Origin of the sequence: Amnibacterium soli, assembly GCF_039544415.1 — a bacterium.
GTDB lineage: Bacteria > Actinomycetota > Actinomycetes > Actinomycetales > Microbacteriaceae > Amnibacterium > Amnibacterium soli.
The window spans coordinates 1-17,114 of the sequence record NZ_BAABLP010000009.1 but is presented as its reverse complement, the minus strand read 5'-3'; the positions used below and the strand labels follow the sequence as shown (position 1 = coordinate 17,114).

The 17,114-nt window shown below is 73.8% G+C and carries 15 protein-coding genes, 1 tRNA gene and 1 other RNA gene; 10 read left to right on the top strand and 7 right to left on the bottom strand.

Features of this window, described 5'->3' with window-relative positions:
* Nucleotides 1-21: 21 nt before the first annotated feature.
* A complete protein-coding gene (locus ABEA53_RS15625; protein ID WP_345482246.1) occupies nt 22-801 on the bottom strand; it encodes a hypothetical protein in 780 nt (259 codons plus the stop codon).
* Here ABEA53_RS15625 and ABEA53_RS15620 point away from each other — a divergent pair.
* Both ABEA53_RS15620 and ABEA53_RS15615 read left to right on the top strand, forming a co-directional pair.
* Complete coding sequence (locus tag ABEA53_RS15620; RefSeq protein ID WP_345482245.1) at nt 800-2,488, top strand: glycoside hydrolase family 13 protein; 1,689 nt, start codon at nt 800-802, stop codon at nt 2,486-2,488. The genes ABEA53_RS15625 and ABEA53_RS15620 overlap by 2 nt on opposite strands.
* Complete coding sequence (locus ABEA53_RS15615) at nt 2,485-3,228, top strand: phosphotransferase (RefSeq protein WP_345482244.1); 744 nt, start codon at nt 2,485-2,487, stop codon at nt 3,226-3,228. The genes ABEA53_RS15620 and ABEA53_RS15615 overlap by 4 nt, the downstream gene beginning before the upstream one ends.
* Nucleotides 3,229-3,255: 27 nt before the next feature.
* Here ABEA53_RS15615 and ABEA53_RS15610 read toward each other — a convergent pair whose 3' ends face one another.
* Nucleotides 3,256-3,684 (bottom strand): hypothetical protein, encoded by a 429-nt coding sequence (locus tag ABEA53_RS15610; RefSeq protein WP_345482243.1) that lies wholly within the window; start codon nt 3,682-3,684, stop codon nt 3,256-3,258.
* A gap of 109 nt (nt 3,685-3,793) precedes the next feature.
* On the opposite strand from ABEA53_RS15610, the gene ABEA53_RS15605 reads away from it, so the two are divergent.
* The 4 genes from ABEA53_RS15605 to ABEA53_RS15590 all read left to right on the top strand — a co-directional run bounded on the left by ABEA53_RS15605 (nt 3,794) and on the right by ABEA53_RS15590 (nt 10,411).
* A complete protein-coding gene (locus ABEA53_RS15605) occupies nt 3,794-5,656 on the top strand; it encodes an ABC transporter ATP-binding protein (RefSeq protein ID WP_345482381.1) in 1,863 nt (620 codons plus the stop codon).
* A 78-nt stretch (nt 5,657-5,734) separates the two neighbouring features.
* Nucleotides 5,735-6,988, top strand: coding sequence for a bifunctional glycosyltransferase family 2/GtrA family protein (locus tag ABEA53_RS15600; RefSeq protein ID WP_345482242.1), 1,254 nt, complete (start codon nt 5,735-5,737; stop codon nt 6,986-6,988).
* Complete coding sequence (locus ABEA53_RS15595) at nt 6,985-9,078, top strand: glycosyltransferase family 39 protein (protein WP_345482241.1); 2,094 nt, start codon at nt 6,985-6,987, stop codon at nt 9,076-9,078. Before ABEA53_RS15600 ends, ABEA53_RS15595 begins: the two co-directional genes overlap by 4 nt.
* A gap of 64 nt (nt 9,079-9,142) precedes the next feature.
* A complete protein-coding gene (locus ABEA53_RS15590; protein ID WP_345482240.1) occupies nt 9,143-10,411 on the top strand; it encodes a saccharopine dehydrogenase family protein in 1,269 nt (422 codons plus the stop codon).
* Between the two features lie 18 nt (nt 10,412-10,429).
* On the opposite strand, the gene ABEA53_RS15585 is transcribed toward ABEA53_RS15590, so the two are convergent.
* Together ABEA53_RS15585 and ffs are read right to left on the bottom strand one after the other, a co-directional pair.
* Entirely contained in the window at nt 10,430-11,044 is a 615-nt protein-coding gene (locus ABEA53_RS15585; protein WP_345482239.1) for a hypothetical protein, read from the bottom strand.
* Between the two features lie 58 nt (nt 11,045-11,102).
* Nucleotides 11,103-11,199, bottom strand: an RNA gene (gene ffs, locus ABEA53_RS15580) — signal recognition particle sRNA small type.
* Nucleotides 11,200-11,269: 70 nt separating this feature from the next.
* Here ffs and ABEA53_RS15575 point away from each other — a divergent pair.
* Nucleotides 11,270-11,357 (top strand) — tRNA-Ser (locus tag ABEA53_RS15575).
* Between the two features lie 463 nt (nt 11,358-11,820).
* The gene (locus ABEA53_RS15565) at nt 11,821-12,066 is read left to right on the top strand and encodes an RNA-binding S4 domain-containing protein (RefSeq protein ID WP_345482238.1); all 246 of its coding nucleotides are present in this window, start codon (nt 11,821-11,823) and stop codon (nt 12,064-12,066) included.
* A gap of 386 nt (nt 12,067-12,452) precedes the next feature.
* On the opposite strand, the gene ABEA53_RS15560 is transcribed toward ABEA53_RS15565, so the two are convergent.
* On the bottom strand, nt 12,453-12,602 hold the full coding sequence (locus ABEA53_RS15560; RefSeq protein ID WP_345482237.1) for a hypothetical protein: 150 nt from the start codon (nt 12,600-12,602) through the stop codon (nt 12,453-12,455).
* 216 nt (nt 12,603-12,818) lie between these two features.
* Here ABEA53_RS15560 and ABEA53_RS15555 point away from each other — a divergent pair, with 216 nt between their 5' ends.
* Nucleotides 12,819-13,706 (top strand): substrate-binding domain-containing protein, encoded by an 888-nt coding sequence (locus tag ABEA53_RS15555; RefSeq protein WP_345482236.1) that lies wholly within the window; start codon nt 12,819-12,821, stop codon nt 13,704-13,706.
* Nucleotides 13,707-13,757: 51 nt separating this feature from the next.
* On the opposite strand, the gene ABEA53_RS15550 is transcribed toward ABEA53_RS15555, so the two are convergent.
* Nucleotides 13,758-15,029 carry a hypothetical protein gene (locus tag ABEA53_RS15550; RefSeq protein ID WP_345482235.1) on the bottom strand — a complete coding sequence of 424 codons (1,272 nt, stop codon included), beginning with the start codon at nt 15,027-15,029 and terminating at the stop codon, nt 13,758-13,760.
* A 337-nt stretch (nt 15,030-15,366) separates the two neighbouring features.
* Between ABEA53_RS15550 and ABEA53_RS15545 the strand changes: the two genes are divergently transcribed.
* Nucleotides 15,367-15,615, top strand: coding sequence for a hypothetical protein (locus ABEA53_RS15545; RefSeq protein WP_345482234.1), 249 nt, complete (start codon nt 15,367-15,369; stop codon nt 15,613-15,615).
* Between the two features lie 14 nt (nt 15,616-15,629).
* On the opposite strand, the gene ABEA53_RS15540 is transcribed toward ABEA53_RS15545, so the two are convergent.
* Nucleotides 15,630-16,616: an AraC-like ligand-binding domain-containing protein gene (locus tag ABEA53_RS15540; protein ID WP_345482233.1), complete on the bottom strand. Its 987-nt coding sequence runs from the start codon at nt 16,614-16,616 to the stop codon at nt 15,630-15,632.
* Nucleotides 16,617-17,114 lie beyond the last annotated feature (498 nt).

Genomic DNA, 17,114 nt, shown 5'->3' with positions numbered 1-17,114 from the left:
ACCGTTGTGCACGGTCCGGCGTCAGAAGGTGAGGCGACCGTCGGGCGTCCAGTGCGGCGTCAGCTCCTGAGGAGGGGCCGGACCCGAGTCGTCCTGCGGGTCGATGGAGGTCGGGAAGCTCAGCTCGAGCCCCGCCTCGGCGAAGGCGCCCTCCGTGGTGCACGAGCCGACGACGTGCTGCGCGAGCACCACGGCCAGGAGGCAGACGCGGTCGCCGCTCGCTCGCGCCGCGTAGACCGACGTCCCGGACGCCGAGGAGCTGCCGATGAACCGGGTCGAACCGGGATCGACGGCCCGGGGCGGCTCGGCCGCGGTCGGGAACCGGTCGTCGGCGCGCTGCGCGCGGTCGAAGACGGTCAGGGCCGCGGCGTGCGGCGGTGCGCCGAACCTGCCCGCGGCCCAGCCGGCAGCGGCGCCGATCAGGACCGCCGCGACGACGGCGCCGATCAGCACCCGGCGGGCCGGGCGGACGGCGGCGCGCGTGCCGCCCCCGCCGTCCGCGCCGCGGACCTCCTCCTCGGCCGCGGCCAGATCGCGACGGAGCGCGCGGAGGGAGGCGGCGGCGGCGTCCGCCGCCCGCTCGGCCTCCACCGCCTCGGACCGCGCCGCGCCCTTCCGGTACAGCGCCCGCCTCGCGTCCTCCGTGCGGAGCGCCGGATCGGGGAGGCCCTGCGGGGTGGGCGCGCCCGGGTGCTCCGCCCACCAGAGCCGGTCGAGCGGGTCCGTCGGACCCGCGGCCCGTCGTCGCAGCGCCGCGAGCAGACGGGGGTCGGCCGCGACCCGTTCCCAGTCCGAGGGCATGCGCCGACCTGCTTCCTGCTGCAACCGATTGCGGCCCTATCGTGTCGCCGTGCCGACCCGCGTCCGTGACCTGACCGACCCCGACTGGTGGCGCACCGCCGCCGTGTACCAGGTGTACCCCCGCAGCTTCGCCGACGGGAACGGCGACGGCATCGGCGACCTGACCGGCCTGATCGACCGCGTGCCGTACCTCGCCGGGCTCGGGATCGACGCCGTCTGGCTGAGCCCGTTCTACCCCTCCGCGCTCGCGGACGGCGGGTACGACGTCGACGACTACACCGACGTCGACCCGCGCATCGGCACCCTCGAGCAGTTCGACGAGCTCGTCGCGGCGCTGCACGCGCGCGGCGTGCGGGTCGTGGTCGACATCGTGCCGAACCACTCCGGCTCGGGGCACCGCTGGTTCCAGGAGGCGCTCGCGGCCGGAGCCGGCTCCCCCGAGCGGGCGCGCTACATCTTCCGCGACGGGCTCGGCGAGCACGGCGAGCAGCCGCCCTCGGACTGGGTGAGCCACTTCGGCGGCTCCGCCTGGACGCGCGTGCCCGACGGGCAGTGGTACCTGCACCTGTTCGCGCGCGAGCAGCCCGACTTCGACTGGGGGAACCCGGAGGTGCGCGAGGAGTTCCACCGCATCCTCCGGTTCTGGGCGGACCGCGGCGTCGACGGCTTCCGGGTCGACGTGGCCCACGGCCTGACGAAGGACCTGCGCGAGCCGTTCGCGAGCTACCCGCGCATCTCCCGCGACGTGCTGAAGGACGACGGCACCGACGTGCTGTTCGACCGCGACGAGGTGCACGAGGTGTTCCGCGGCTGGCGGACCGTGCTGAACGAGTACGACCCGCCCCGTGCCGCCGTCGCCGAGGCCTGGGCGGCGCCGTCGCGCCTGCCGCTCTACGCGCGGCCGGACGAGCTGGGCCAGACCTTCGAGTTCGACCTGGTGCTCGAGCCGTGGGACGCGGTCGCCTTCCGCCGCAGCATCGAGAACTCGCTCGAGCGGGCGCGCGCCGCCGGCGCCTCCTCCACCTGGGTGCTCTCGAACCACGACCTCGTGCGGCACGCCAGCCGCTTCGGGCTGCCGGCCGGCACCGACCTGACCGCCTGGCTGATGTCGCACGGCACGGAGCCCGCCGAGGACCGCGCGCTGGGGCTCGCCCGCGCCCGCGCGGCCGCCCTGCTGCTGCTCGCGCTGCCCGGCTCCGCCTACGTCTACCAGGGGGAGGAGCTCGGGCTGTTCGAGGTCGCGGACCTGCCGTTCGACGCCCTCGAGGACCCGATCTGGGAGCGGAACGGCCACACCGACAAGGGGCGCGACGGTGCGCGGGTGCCGCTGCCCTGGACGCCCGACGGGCCGTCGCACGGCTTCGGCGCGGGCGGGGCCCACCTGCCGCAGCCCGGATGGTTCGCCGAGCACGCCGTCTCGGTCGAGGACGCGGATCCCGCATCGACGCTCAACCTGTACCGGCGCGCGCTCGCGCTGCGGGCCGAGCTGCCGGCCGGGGACGGCGCCCGCTTCGCGGACCGGCCGGACGCGGTCGAGGTGGTCCGGGACGGCGGGTGGCGCTGCATCACGGCCTTCGGCGCGCCGACGGTGCTGCCCGAGGGGGAGGTGCTCGTCTCCAGCGCGCCCGTCGGTGACGACCGCGTGCTCCCGGCGGACGCCACGGCCTGGCTCCGCGACCCGGCGTGACGACCGACTCCGGCGTCCCGCTGCCCGGCGGCAACAGCAACGCGCCCGTGCGGTACGGGGACCGCGTGCACCGCACGGCGGGTCCCTGGACGCCGACGGTGCACGCCTACCTGGCGCACCTCCGGTCGCACGGCGCGGACGCGGTGCCCGAGCCGTTCGGGTTCGACGAGCAGGGGCGGGAGGTGCTCGAGTTCCTGCCCGGCGCGGTGCCCGCCTACCCGCTGCCGGACCTCGTCTGGTCGGAAGCGTTCCTCGAGGACGCCGCCCGGCTGCTGCGGCGGGTGCACGACGCGAGCGCCGGGTTCCCGCGCGCAGGCGGGATGTGGCAGCAGCCCGCGAGGGAGCCGGATGAGGTCGTCGCGGTGAACGACTTCGCGCCGTACAACCTCGTGGTGCGCAACGGGCGGATCGCGGGGGTGATCGACCTCGACCAGGCCTCGCCGGGGCCGCGGGTGCGCGACCTCGCGCACCTCGCCTATCGCCTGGCGCCGCTGACCGCCCCCGGCAACGTCGACGGGCGCACCTCGGGCCCGCGGGAGCGGGGCCGCCGGCTGCGACTGCTCGCCGACGCCTACGGCGACGTGGCGCCCGCGGCGGTGCTCGTGGCCGCGGTGCCCCTGCTCGACGAGATCGCGGACCACGCGGAGGCGGCCGGTCGGCCGGACCACGCGGCGCTGTACCGCGCGGACGCGGCACGGCTGGCCGGCGACGCGGAGGAGGTCCTGCGCGCCGCCGGCTGACTCATGCCGGAAGCGGCATCCGGCGGATCAGTCCTCCGGGTCGCGTCGCATCGTGCCGGTCGCGTCGCGCCCGAGGGGCTCGGCGCCGTCGAGGGTGCCGGCCTCGTCGCGCTCCGCGCCGCTGCGCACGTCGCTGGCGGCGGTGCCGTCGGAGTCGCCGTCGACGCCCTCGATGACGCCGTTGGTCTGATCGAAGACGTGGCCGATGGAGCCGTCGTCATCGATGTCGGCGAGTCCGTGGCGCTCGGTGCCGGTGCTCGACGTCGCGGCACCGGAGGCACCGGACGTGCCGGACGCTGCGTCGTCGTCGACGAGGTCCGCGGGGTCGGTGGTGGAACCGCCGTCCTCGACCGTGAGGCGGGAGTGGTCGTCGTCGACCCGGTCGGTGCGGTCGGTGCGGTCGGTGTGGTCGCCGGGTGTCACGGCGTGCGCCGCGGTGTGCTCCGTGTTGCTCATGACCGGACCGTAGGAGCGCCTCCTGCGAGGTCGCCGATGCCCGTCTGATCGCCCTCCGAGAACGGCGCGCAGCCGCGTCGGCGGCGGACCATACCCTGAGGCGGTGAGCATGCGCGCGGTTCGAGGGTCCATGCAGGACGCGAGCCGCGCGCGCGAGGAGGCCGCGAAGGCGCCCCGCATCCCCGACTTCGGCCGCCGGATCCGCGAGCTGTTCCAGCCCTACCGCGGCCGGCTGGCGCTGACGATCGGCCTGGTCCTGGTCACCGCCGCACTCACCGTGCTGCCGCCCCTGCTCACCCAGGAGGCGTTCGACCAGGGGCTCTTCCCGCGGGGCGGGCCGAACCTGCCGCGGCTGGCGGAGGTCGTCGGCGGCATGGTCCTGATCTGGGTCGTCTCGCAGGTGCTCGGCGTCGGGCAGACCTATCTGACGGCCACCATCGGCAACGGCGTGACCGCCTCCCTCCGCGAGCGGCTCTTCACCCGCCTCGAGCAGATGGAGCTCGGCTTCTTCACCCGCACGCGCACCGGCGTGATCCAGTCCCGCCTCGCGAATGACGTCGGCGGCGTCGCCAACGTGCTGTCGAACACCGTGTCGTCCGTGGTCGGCAACACCGTAACCGTGATCGCCGCCTTCGTGGCGATGTTCCTGCTCAGCTGGCAGCTCGCGCTGATCGCGATCGTGCTGCTGCCGATGCTCGCCCTGGTGCAGCGCAGCGTCGGCCAGCGGCGGGCGCGGATCGCCACGGCGACCCAGGAGTCGCTGTCCGAGCTGTCCGCCATCACCCAGGAGGCGCTCTCCGTCTCCGGCATCCTGCTCGCCAAGTCCTTCACGCGGCAGCGGCAGGAGACCGAGCGGTACACCGCGGAGAGCACGCGGCAGCTGCAGCTGCAGGTGCGGCAGGAGATGACCGGCCAGGGCTTCTTCGCGACCGTGCAGATCTTCCTGCTGATCGTGCCCGCGCTCGTCTACCTGGCCTCGGGCCTGCTGCTGTCGAACGGCGCGGCGATCACCGCGGGCACGATCGTCGCCTTCACGACGGTGCAGGCGCGCCTGACGTGGCCGCTCATGGGGCTGCTGCGGGTCGCGCTCGATCTGCAGACCTCCTCCGCGCTGTTCGCCCGCATCTTCGAGTACCTCGACCTGAAGCCCGCGATCACCGACGCCCCCGACGCCGTGCCGGTGCCGACGGGCTCCGCGCTCGGCGGGGTGGAGTTCGACCGGGTCGGGTTCGCCTACCCGGCGACGCCCGGTCAGGACCCGACGCCGATCCTCACCGACGTGAGCTTCACGGTGCGGCCCGGCGCCTCCGTCGCGCTGGTGGGCCCGTCGGGCGCCGGCAAGACCACGGTCGGGTACCTCGTGCCGCGCCTGTACGAGGCCACGGCCGGCGTCGTGCGCTTCGCGGGCGTCGACGTGAAGCAGCTGCAGCAGGAGTCGCTGCTCGGCGCGATCGGGATCGTCAGCCAGGAGACCTACCTCTTCCACGCGACGATCCGCGACAACCTGAAGTACGCGAAGCCCGACGCGACCGACGACGAGGTCCGCGCCGCCGCCGAGGGCGCGAACCTGCACGACACGATCGCGAAGTTCCCCGACGGCTACGACACCGTCGTCGGCGAGCGCGGCTACCGCCTGTCCGGGGGCGAGAAGCAGCGCATCGCGATCGCGCGGGTGCTGCTGAAGAACCCGCCGGTCGTCATCCTCGACGAGGCGACGAGCGCGCTCGACTCCGTGTCCGAACGCGTCGTGCAGGAGGCGCTCGACGCCGCTTCCGCCGGGCGCACCACGATCGCGATCGCCCATCGGCTGTCGACGATCGTCGACTCGGACGAGATCCTGGTGGTCGACGCGGGCCGCATCGTCGAGCGGGGCACGCACGCCGAGCTCGTGCGGCTCGGCGGCCTCTACACGACCCTGTGGTCCGAGCAGTCGGCGGATCAGGCCGCCGAGGAGTCGTTCGCCGAAGCCTGATCCGGCTCCAAGGAAGCGGAGCCGCGCTCATCGAGGCGTCATAGGAGGCGCATAGGGCCCCGGCTGAGCCTTGCGGTCATGCCTGATCGCCAGCCACCGCCCGACGTCGAGATCGTCGTCCCCGTGCACGACGAGGCCCACGTGCTGCAGGAGAGCGTGTGGCGGCTGCACCGCTACCTCACCGAGCACCTGACCGTCGCGTGGCGGGTGGTGATCGTCGACAACGCGAGCACCGACGGCACGTTCGAGGTCGCGCGCAGCCTCGAGGAGACCCTGCCCGACGTCACCGCGATGCGGCTGGAGCAGAAGGGCCGCGGCCTCGCCCTGCGCACCGCGTGGAGCGCCTCGACCGCCCGGGTCCTCGCCTACCTCGACGTGGACCTCTCCACCGACCTCGCCGGGCTCGCGCCGCTGATCGCGCCGCTGCTGTCCGGCCACTCCGACGTCGCGATCGGCACCCGCCTCAGCCGCGGCAGCCGGGTCGTGCGCGGGACGAAGCGCGAGTTCATCTCCCGCTCCTACAACGGCATCGTCCGCACCGTGCTCTCCGCGTCCTTCTCCGACGCGCAGTGCGGATTCAAAGCGATCACCAAGCCCGCGGCCGACCGACTGCTGCCGCTCGTGCGGGACGACTCGTGGTTCTTCGACACCGAGCTGCTGGTGCTCGCCGAGCGGTCCGGGCTGCGCATCCACGAGGTGCCGGTCGACTGGCAGGACGACCCCGACAGCCGGGTCGACATCGTGCGCACCGCGAAGGACGACCTGCGCGGCATCGTCCGCCTGTTCGGCGACCTGTCGCGGCACCGGGTGCCGGTCGAGGCGGTGGCGGAGGAGCTGGGCCGCCGGCCGCTGGCCCCCGCCGCCCGGCCGGGCTTCCGCAGCCAGGCCATCCGGTTCGCGGCCGTCGGCGGCGCCTCGACGCTCGCCTACGCGCTGCTGTACCTCGTGCTGCGGCCGCTGTTCGGCGGGCAAGCGGCGAACTTCCTCTCCCTGCTGCTGACGGCGCTCGGCAACACCTGGGCGAACCGCTGGTTCACCTTCGGCGTCGTCGGCCGGCTCGGCGCCGTGCGCCACCACCTGCAGGGCCTCGTCGTGTTCGGGATCGCCTGGTGCATCACCTCCGGCGCCCTGCTGGTCCTGCACACCGCCGAGCCGCACGCCTCCCCGCTGACCGAGATCCTCGTGCTCACCGGCGCGAACCTCGTCGCCACGGTCGTGCGCTTCGTCCTGCTGCGCGGCTGGGTGTTCCGCTCCCACCGCTCGGCCCCCGACCCCGTGGAGCGGCCCGCCGACTCCACCGACACCGAGACCCGGATGGAGCTCATCAAGTGACCTCGACCACCACCTCGCCGCCCGCGCGCGCCGCCCGGCCCGCGCGCAGCGGGCTCGGCACCCGCGCCCGCACGCTGCCCGCGGCGCTCTGGCGCGGCCGCACGACCGACGCCGCGTGGGTGCGCCCCGCGTTCCTCGGCCTGCTCGCGCTGACCGCCCTGCTCTACCTCTGGAACCTCGGCGAGAACGGGTGGGCGAACGCGTTCTACTCCGCCGCGGTGCAGGCGGGCGCGTCGAACTGGGAGGCGTTCCTCTACGGCTCCTCCGACGCGGGCAACTCCATCACGGTCGACAAGCCGCCCGCGTCGATGTGGGTGATGGCGCTGTCCGTGCGGCTCCTCGGGCTCTCCTCCTTCAGCATCCTGCTGCCCGAGGCGGTCATGGGCGTGCTCACCGTCGCCCTCGTCTACGCGATCGTCCGACGGCACCTGTCGCCGCAGGCCGGGCTGATCGCGGGCGCCGCGACCGCGCTGACGCCCGTGGCCACCCTGATGTTCCGGTTCAACAACCCGGACGCCCTGCTCGTGCTGCTCGTCACCCTCGCCACCTACCTGACGATGCGCGGCGTCGAGGACGGTCGCGTGCGCTGGGTGCTGTGGGCCGGCGTCGCGATCGGCTTCGCGTTCCTCACCAAGCAGCTGCAGGCGTTCCTCGTGCTGCCCGTGCTCATCGGCGTGTACCTCTACGCCTCCCCGCGGCGGCTCGGCACCCGCTTCCTGCACCTGCTGGGGGCCCTCGGCGCGCTCGTCGTCTCGGCCGGGTGGTGGGTCGCGCTCGTCACCCTGGTGCCCGCGAGCATGCGGCCGTACATCGGCGGCTCGCAGAGCAACAGCTTCCTCGAGCTGACCTTCGGCTACAACGGCCTCGGCCGACTGACGGGGAATGAGACCGGTTCCGTCACGGGCGGTCGCACGACGACCACCGGCGGCGGCATGTGGGGCGAGACGGGGATCGGCCGCCTCTTCTCGAGCGAGTTCGGCACCCAGGTCGCCTGGCTGCTGCCGGCAGCGCTCGCACTGCTCGTCGTTGGCGTGGTCGTGCTGCGGCGCCGGCCCCGCACGGACGGCGCCCGGGCGGTGGTGCTGCTGCTCGGCGGCACCCTCGTGGTCACCGCCGTCGCCCTCAGCTTCGGCGCCGGAATCATCCACCCGTACTACTCGGTGGCGCTCGCCCCGGCGATCGGCGGCCTGGTCGGCGCCGGCGCCTGGCTGCTCTGGGAGCGGCGCTCGGCCCCGTGGGCCCGCATCGTCGCCGCGGTGGTCGTGCTCGGCACCACCTGGTGGTCCGTCGTGCTCATGTCGCAGGCGTCGAGCTTCCTCCCCTGGTTGCGCGTGGTCGTGGTGATGGCGGGCGTGCTCGCCGCGGTGACCCTGCTCGCCGCACCGCACGTGCGGGTCTTCGCACGCATCGGCGCCGCAGCGGCACTGACCGCGGCGCTCGTCGCACCGCTGGCCTGGTCGGTGGACACGACGCTCACCGCGCACACCGGATCCCTGCCCACCGCGGGGCCGGCGGTCGCGGCCGGCTTCGGCGGCGGAGCGCGCGGCGGGTTCGGCGGCGGCCGGCCGAGCTTCGGCCGGGGCGGGCAGGGCTTCCAGCCGCCTGCGGGCACCGGGACGCAGGGCGGCTTCGGCGGTCGGGCGCCCGGCGCGACGACCGGCGGGACCACCCAGGGCTTCGGCGGGTTCACCCGCGGCGGCGGCGGCGCCGGCCTGCTCGGGGGCGACACCGCGGTGGCCTCCGCCCTCGTGCAGGCGCTGCGGTCGGACGCCTCGGACTACACGTGGGCAGCCGCGACGGTCGGTTCCCAGAACGCCGCCACCTACCAGCTGGCCTCCGGCCAGGCCGTGATGCCCCTCGGCGGCTTCAACGGCAGCGACCCGTCGCCGACGCTGGCGGAGTTCGAGCAGTACGTGTCGGAGGGGCGGATCCACTACTTCATCGGCGGTGGCGGCACCGGCCGGTCGAACGGCGGCTCCAGCGCCTCCTCGGCGATCGCGACCTGGGTGGAGTCGCACTTCGCGTCCACGACGATCGGCGGCGTCACGGTCTACGACCTCGGCTCGGGGTCGACGACGCAGGGCGCCTGAGGCCCGTCCGCGAGCGGGGACCGGCTGTCCGGTCCCCGCTCGCGGAACCCGCTACGTTGCGGGCATGCGGATCCTCATCGTCGGTGCCGGGGGAGTGGGGGACGCGATCGCGAAGATCGCGGCCACCCGATCGTTCTACGAGGCGGTCGTCGTCAGCGACTACGACGTCTCGAAGGCGGAGCGGACGGTCGCCTGGATCGCGGAGCGGCACGGCGCGGACGTGGCCGCCCGGTTCGGGACCAGCCGCATCGACGCCTCCGACCCCGACGCGGTCGCCGGGGTCGCCCGCGCGAACGGCATCACCCACGTGATGAACGCGGTGGAGCCGAAGTTCGTGCCGGCCGTGTTCGCGGGGGCGCTCGCCGCGGGCGCCGACTACCTCGACATGGCGATGAGCCTGTCCGAGCCGCATCCCACCGACCCGTTCACCGCCACGGGCGTGAAGCTCGGCGATGACCAGTTCGCGCAGGCGGGGGACTGGGAGTCGCAGCGGCGCCTCGCGCTCGTCGGCATGGGCGTCGAGCCCGGCCTGAGCGACGTCTTCGCCCGCTACGCGGCCGACCACCTGTTCGACACGATCGACGAGCTCGGGGTGCGCGACGGCGCGAACCTCGTCGTCCGCGACGACGAGGGCAACGAGGTGTTCGCACCCTCCTTCAGCATCTGGACGACGCTCGAGGAGTGCCTGAACCCGCCCGTGGTCTGGGAGCGCGGGGCGGGCTGGACCACCACGGCGCCCTTCAGCGAGCCGGAGGTGTTCGACTTCCCGGGCGGCATCGGCCCGGTCGAGTGCGTGAACGTCGAGCACGAGGAGGTGCTGCTGATGCCGCGTTGGCTCGACGCCCGCCGCGTCACCTTCAAGTACGGCCTCGGCGCAGAGTTCATCGGCGTGCTCCGCACCCTCCGCGACCTCGGTCTCGCCTCCACCGTCCCCCTCCGCGTGCGCAGCGCGACCGGGCCGGTCGAGGTCGCGCCCCGCGACGTGGTCGCTGCAGCGCTGCCCGATCCGGCGACGCTCGGGCCGCGCATGGAGGGGAGGACGTGCGCCGGCACCTACGTCACCGGCACGGGCAAGGACGGCGCGCCGAAGGCGGTGTACCTGTACCACGTGGCCGACAACGCGGACACGATGCGCGACTACGACAGCCAGTGCGTGGTGTGGCAGACGGCGCTGAACCCCGTCATCGCGCTCGAGATGCTGGCGCGCGGCGAGTGGGCGGGCACGGGCGTGCTCGGGCCGGAGGCGTTCGACGCGCAGCCGTTCCTCGAGCTGATGGCGAAGCCGGTCGCCGAGGGCGGGTACGGCGAGGAGTGGGGCGTGTCCGACCGCTGATGCGGCGACACGCGGCGCTCAGAGCGCGGCGGTGACGAGCGCGGCGAACGCGCAGCACGCCGCGAACGTGCCGACGACCAGCAGCGCGACAGCCGTGAAGCGGTGCCGCTCCGCCCACCGCAGCTGGCGGCGGGCGGTGCGCCGCACCTCGGCGAGGTGCACGGGCTGGTTCTGCGACTCGAGCGTCACCGTGAAGTGATGGGCCACACCGAGCAGCTGCTCGTCCGTCCACCACCGGTCGCTCATGCGCAGCAGGGTGCGGTCCTGCTCGTCGAGGAGGAACAGGTGGCGGTTCGTGCTGACGCCGTCGCTGTTGTAGATCGTGCGGACGACCGCGCGGCGGACCTGGTCCTTCGACAGGGTCGTCGAGCCGATCCGGCTGGTCCAGAAGGTGGTGATGCCACCCGGCTCGAGCCGGGTGCGGATGCGCAGCGCCGGCACGACGACGAGTGCGGCGACCAGGAGGGCGGTGAGCGCCACGACGCCGGCGACGACGGGCCGGCCGTCCTGCGCCGCGATGGTCACGGCCACGGCGGCGCCGGGCACGACGACCGCGATGTTGCCGGCTGCGGCGGTGCGCCAGGCGAGGTGGCGCACGGGGCGCAGGGTCCGCTGCGCGGCGACGCTCGACATGCTCAGCACGCTAGAGGCCGGCCGGCGGAGCGCGCAGCCCCCAGACGGCGGGGGGAAGAGAAAGGACCCCCCGCGCACCCGCCAGAGCCCGGTTGCCCTTGCTGCGTTTCCGCCCTGGGGGAGTTGGCCTGGATGGCGCCACGCGGGGAGCCGATCGAAGTGTACGCGACGACAGGACGGCTCCGGGGCCGGTAGGATCCTCCTCGGCCCGCGTTCGCGCGCTCAGGAGGATTCGCCTAGTGGCCTATGGCGCACGCTTGGAAAGCGTGTTGGTGTAACAGCCTCGGGGGTTCGAATCCCCCATCCTCCGCCACTTGAGAGGCCCTCGATCCGCGTGACGACGCGGATCGCGGGCCTTCGTTCTTCTCCAGCCCCGCAGGAACACCGCACGTCTGCAGAGGCTCTGGTCGACGCGGATCGTTCCGACCTCGTCTGCACGGTCTGACAGGGTGTCCGGACCGACGTCGAACAGGTCGGCACAGGTGTCGAGCGTCATCGCCGCAGAGGCGTGACCGAGCATCCGTTGCACCGGCTTCAGGTCGGGCACGGAGCAGGTCCGCCGTGGAGCACGGCGCACTCCGGCTCGACCTCGACCTCGACCTCGACCTCGAGGCGCCGGCGAACCACCTGCCTCCGCGCCGCCGTCGACTCGTGCGGGCACCCCGCGTCGCGTGCGGTCGGATGGCGCACATCCCGCGCTCACCCCGCAGATCGTGCGCGATCTCCCGGAAGCGCGAGGGTCTCCAGGACCTGCTCGTGGGCGGAGTCGATCGAGGGTGCTGGAGAATGCCGTGCGTGCGGGAGAAGCCGTGAGTGCGCGAACAGTTCCGATCCGAGACGACTCCATCCGGCTGGGTCAGTTCCTGAAGCTTGCCGGGCTGATCGACCAGGGCGCGGACGCCCGGCAGGTGGTCACCAACGGCCAGGTGCGCGTGAACGGGGAAGTCGAACGCCGGCGAGGCAGGCAGCTGACTCACGGCGACGAGGTCGAGGTGCGCGGCGAGTTCGTCGAGGTGGGCTGAAAGGCCGAGGTCGAAGGCCCGACGAGGATCGCTCCGGATTCGCTGACGTGCGCAGGGTGCGTTCAGAGGTGGTCGGCGGAGGCTCCCGGTGCTCACTCGAGCGCATCGCGGCGGCGATGGGGACGATCAGCCTCGGGCGAGGTCCGAGCCTTCACGGGAACCCCACGAACGTGTGGGGGCTCCCACGATCCGCTGAGTCGAGGTGCTCGAGGAGCGGGTCGGATGGGCTGATCAGAGGCGCCCTCTCCGATCTCTCAAGGAGTTCCGAGAGGCGCTGATTCGGGTTCGCGTCCTCCGTCCTCCGCCACCGGGAATGCCCCGGCTCCGCCGCCGCGGAGCCGGGGCCTCCGTCGTTCCCCGGCAGTCGGTGGAAGGTCCGAGCGCGCCTACTGGCTCGCGATCAGGTCCAGCCCGCACCCCGGGCAGCGGAGGCGGATCGCCATCGTGTCCGTGCCGGCGTCGTCGAGTCGAGTGTCGCACCGCGGGCAGGAGGGGTGCGCGTCCTTCAGGAGTTCGCTGCGCTCGTCGCGGTCCACCCGGCCACCGTACGGGGCGGGGGAGCGGACGCGCCCGGGACGCCGCGGTCGTTCTGCTCGGCACCCGCTCGGGGAATGGTGCGCGCCCCGGCCGGCACGCGCGCCGCGGCCCGACACGGCGGGCGGCCGCGACGTTCCGGGAACGAGTCCGATCGGTCCTCTACGCTCGCGGACACCGCGCCCGCCACAGCCGGCGGCGCCGGTGGAGGAGAAGCCGTGCCCAGGGTCGAGGTCGCCGTCCCGTTCCAGGACAACTGGTACTTCGATGCGGTCTGCGACGGCATCGCCGGTCGCCTGCGGGCGGCCGATCCCGGCCTCGTCGTCCGGGTGCTCACCGAGCGGCCGGGCCGGGAGGGGCGCGCCCGCGTCACCGACCTCCTCCACGAGGCGCTCGCCGACCCGGACTGCGTCGGCGCGGTCGCGGTGCACTTCGAGTTCAAGGGCGAGCAGGTCGAGCGGCTGCGCGAGCACGGCAAGCCCGTCGTCGTCATCGGCGGCCGATGCGCCGGGCTGCCGAGCGTCTTCGTCGACGACGAGGGCGTCGCCCGCCTGGCGACGGAGCACCTGCTGTCGCTCGGGCACGTGTCGATCACGCACCTCGCCGGGTACGCGCTCTCGCCCGACGACTTCACGATGCGCGCGGACCGGGTGCGCGGCTACAGCGAGGCGATGCGGATCGCGGGCCTCGACGAGCACTCGCAGGTGAAGCCGTGCGAGTTCACGCACGACGCCGCCTACCGCGCGGCCCGCGAGCTGCTGTCGGCGGAGGACCGGCCGACCGCCGTGTTCGCGGTCGCGGACGAGCTGGCGCTCGCCGTGCTCGACGCCGCCGAGGACCTCGGGCTGCGCGTGCCCCAGGACCTCAGCGTGATCGGCGTCGACGACCACCGCGACGCGGCGGCGCGAGGGCTCACGACCTGGCGCCAGAGCCCGGAGGAGGCCGGCGGCGCGGCGGCGGACCGACTGCTCGGCGCCGTCGACGACGACGAGCAGCTGCTGGGCTCCGTGCTGGTGCGTCGCGCCACGACCGCGGCGCCGCCCGCACCCGCCGGTCCGCCCGCACGGCCGTCGCTGGTCTCGCGCCTCCTGCGCCGGACGCGCTGAAGGAGCCCTCCCGATGCCGGGAGGACTCCTTCAGCACTCGGGCGGGACGAGCTACTTGAGCTGCCCGTACTTCCAGATCAGCTTCACGGAGCGGACCGTGCCGTGCTTCGCCTTCAGCACCGGCCGCATGTGCACGGCGGTGAAGGCCCTGGGCACCCGGATGTACCCGGCGGCGTGCTTGCCGCTGCGCACCGGCACGCTGAAGGACTTCTTGCCGGCGGTGAACACGAGCTTGCCGACGCCCTTGATGCCCTTGGCGGAGGTGATGACGCGGAGCCGCACGGGCAGGCCCTTGACGAGCGAGGTCCGCGCCGGCTTCGGCATCGCCTTGTTGGTGAGCTTCGTGACCTTGCCGGTGGAGAGCGAGACCGACTTGGTGACGAGCCGCTTCGCGCTGACGACCGTCCTGGTCGAGGACGTGAAGGCCTGACCGTCGCCCGCTCGGGCGGTCGCGCGGAGGAGGTAGGTCCCCGGCTTCACCGCGCCGTCCACGAGGCCGTTCCAGACCAGCGTCTGGGTGGAGCGCACGAGCGCCCAGGTCTTGACCGCCTTGCCCGCCTTCGTGAGCACGGCCGAGCCCGTCACGGGGATCACGGCGCCGGTCGAGGTCTCCTGCTTGACGAGGAACGACACGGTGTCGCGGTAGCCGTCCTTCTTCGGGTACACCGTGGCGACGGACGCGGCGACCGTGGCGGACAGCAGCCGAGGAACGGGCGAGGAGCTCGGGGCCGGCGCGGGGCTCGTGCCGCCCGTGGGCGCGCCGGGGACGGTCGGCGTGCCGACGCCTCCGCCCGTGCCGACGCCGATGTGGGAGCCGCCGCCGACGCTCGGCGCGCCGTTCGTCGGGTCAGCCGTGGTGACGGTGGTCGATCCGCCGGTCGTGGCGCCCACGGCGCCCTCGCCGATGCCGACCGAGATGCCCGAGCCGGTGCTGCTGCCCGTGCCGGCGCCGACCGTGACGAGCCCGTTGCCGACGTCCACCGTCAGCCCGGTGCCGTCGCCGTCGACCGTGGCGAGCCCCGGCAGGCCGGCGGTCGGCGCGGACGGGAGGTCGACCACGGGCGTGGTGAGGATCGGCGTGGTGAGCACCGGCGACGTCGTCGGCGCGGTCGAGCCCGATCCGGTCAGCAGCGTGCCGGTCGTGGTCACGGCGGAGCCCACGCCGGTCACTGTCGAGCCGATCCCGGTCGTGAGGTCGGTGATGGAGCTGGCGTGCGCGGCCGGCGCGGCCAGTGCTCCCGCGACGACGACGGCGACGGTGCAGCCCGCGGTGGTGATGCCGAACCGGCGGCGTCGCCGGGCGGTTCCGAATTCGTTGTGCATGACTGTCTCCCCCTAGAAACGCGTCAACTTCAGTAGCGGTGCCGCCCCCCGACGGCACCGGCGGTCATGGTGCGTCGGCGCGTGCCGTCGGCGGCGGGTGGTGCGCTGATGTCCGCACGCGATGCGCGAACCGTCGCGTCGGATGCTCCGCAGCCCGGGCCTCCCGCGGCACGCGAACGGGGGAGGGGCGCGGAACGGGATCGCGCATCGACGGCTCGCCGTGCCGAAGGATCTCGCGGCGAGGAGTACGAATCCTTGCGCGTCCTCTCCGCTCGGGATCGGGCGGCTCCGAACGCCTCCGTCCGGCGGTGCAGCGGGGCGACGTCCGGAGGTGGCGGTGGAGCGGTTCGCGCAGCACTACCGCGGCCGGCACGCGCCCGAGGACGCGCTGTGGTGGACGCACCACCTGCACCGGCAGGGGCCGAGCTCCGCACAGCCGCCGCGATCGGTGCTCGCCGAGCTCGTCACGGCGCTCCGGGCGTCGGGCCTGCTCGCGCTGGCCGACGAGCTCGAGGCGCTCGGGGACGTGCTGCTCGAGGCGGACGCGCAGCACGCAGCCGCAGCCCTCGAGCGGTCTTCTCGGTGACCTGATCGGATCGGTCAGCCGATCGCCCGGTCCTGCACGCGCTCGTCAGGGGCGGGCAGACGGTCCGGGAGGGGAGCGCTGTCGCGCACGCGGTCCCGGTACTCCGAGATGGTCATGCCGTACCGGCTGCGGAACGCTCGCGTGAGCTGGTCGCGGCCGCCGAAGCCGAACTGGCGGCTCAGCCCGCTGACGCCGCTCGATCGCGGATCGGCCTGGAGCGCCTCGGCCACGAGGTCGAGCCGCCGATGGCGGATGAAGCGGGCGACCGACTCGCCGTCGTGGTTGAAGACCTGGTGGACCCAGCGCACGCTGACCCGGAGCGCGCTCGCGATGCGGGTCGGGTCGAGCCCGGGCTCGAGGAGGTGCCGCTCGATGTAGTCGTGGATCGCGTACCGGAGGTCGTCGTCCGCGACCTGGGACTCGGCCGCGGCGACCGCGAGCACACCGTTCGCGAGGGCCCGCAGCGCCCGGTCGAGGTGCCCGTGCTCCACGGTGTCGAGCACCACGGGGCCGGCGGCCAGCTGGTGCAGGAAGCCGCTGAAGCCGTTCGTCAGCGGCGTGCGGGCGAGCACGCCCGAGCGCAGCACGCCGTCAGCGAGCAGGTGCGCCGGCACCGCGGACACCGGGATCCGGACGGTGAGGAGGTGCACGGGCTGCGCCCAGTCGAACTCGACGGCGTCGGTGCCGCGCAGCAGGTGCACCGCGCCGCGCTGCTGATCGTGGGTCCGCTTGCCGGTCCGCCATGCGGAGCGACCGGCGACCAGCGTGCCGAGGTGGAGCTGCTCGCGCTGCGTCGACGGCTGCGCGTCGATGGTGCCCGAGCACGCGCTCACGCGCAGGGACTCGAACGAGCAGTCGGTCAGCTCGAGCCGCCGGTGCTCCGCCTGGAACGCGTCCGGGTCCTGCGGAGTGAACCGCGTCGTGCCGTTGATCCGGCGCAGCCCGTCGCGCCCGACGAACTGCAGCCGCTCCGGGCCGGCCTCGAAACGATCGCCTCGCAACCTTTGCTCCCTCCGCTCGGACACGTGCAGTCTTCAGACCACCAGCCTCGCGATGAGGGCGGGAAACCCGCGCGTTCGTGCACGGGGAGGGCTCTGCGTGCAGCCGGTACCGCATCCGCCCTGGGATCCGTGGGCGCAGCGGCGGCGCCGCTCGTCCGGGCGCGACCATTTCCGTCCTGCGCTCCGGGGCATGCGCGCCGGGGCCCCGCGCCCGGAACGACGTCCGCTGCGGGGCCGCGTTCCCCCGTGCGCCATGAGCGCCCGTCGAACCCTGCCTGGGAGTCCGCCGACCGCGTGTGACGAACAGTGGCGACTCCTCCTCTTCCTTAGTGCCGGGGTCCTCCCGGCACCAGCGATCCGCTTCTTCCAGAAGGAGTTCCCATGTCGAACACCGCTCCTGCTCCCACCACCGCCGCGACCTCCCGCAGCGTCGCGAAGACCTCGTCGACCGGTTCCGCGTTGAACTCGGACACGTCGCGCGGCACGACGAAGGTCGAC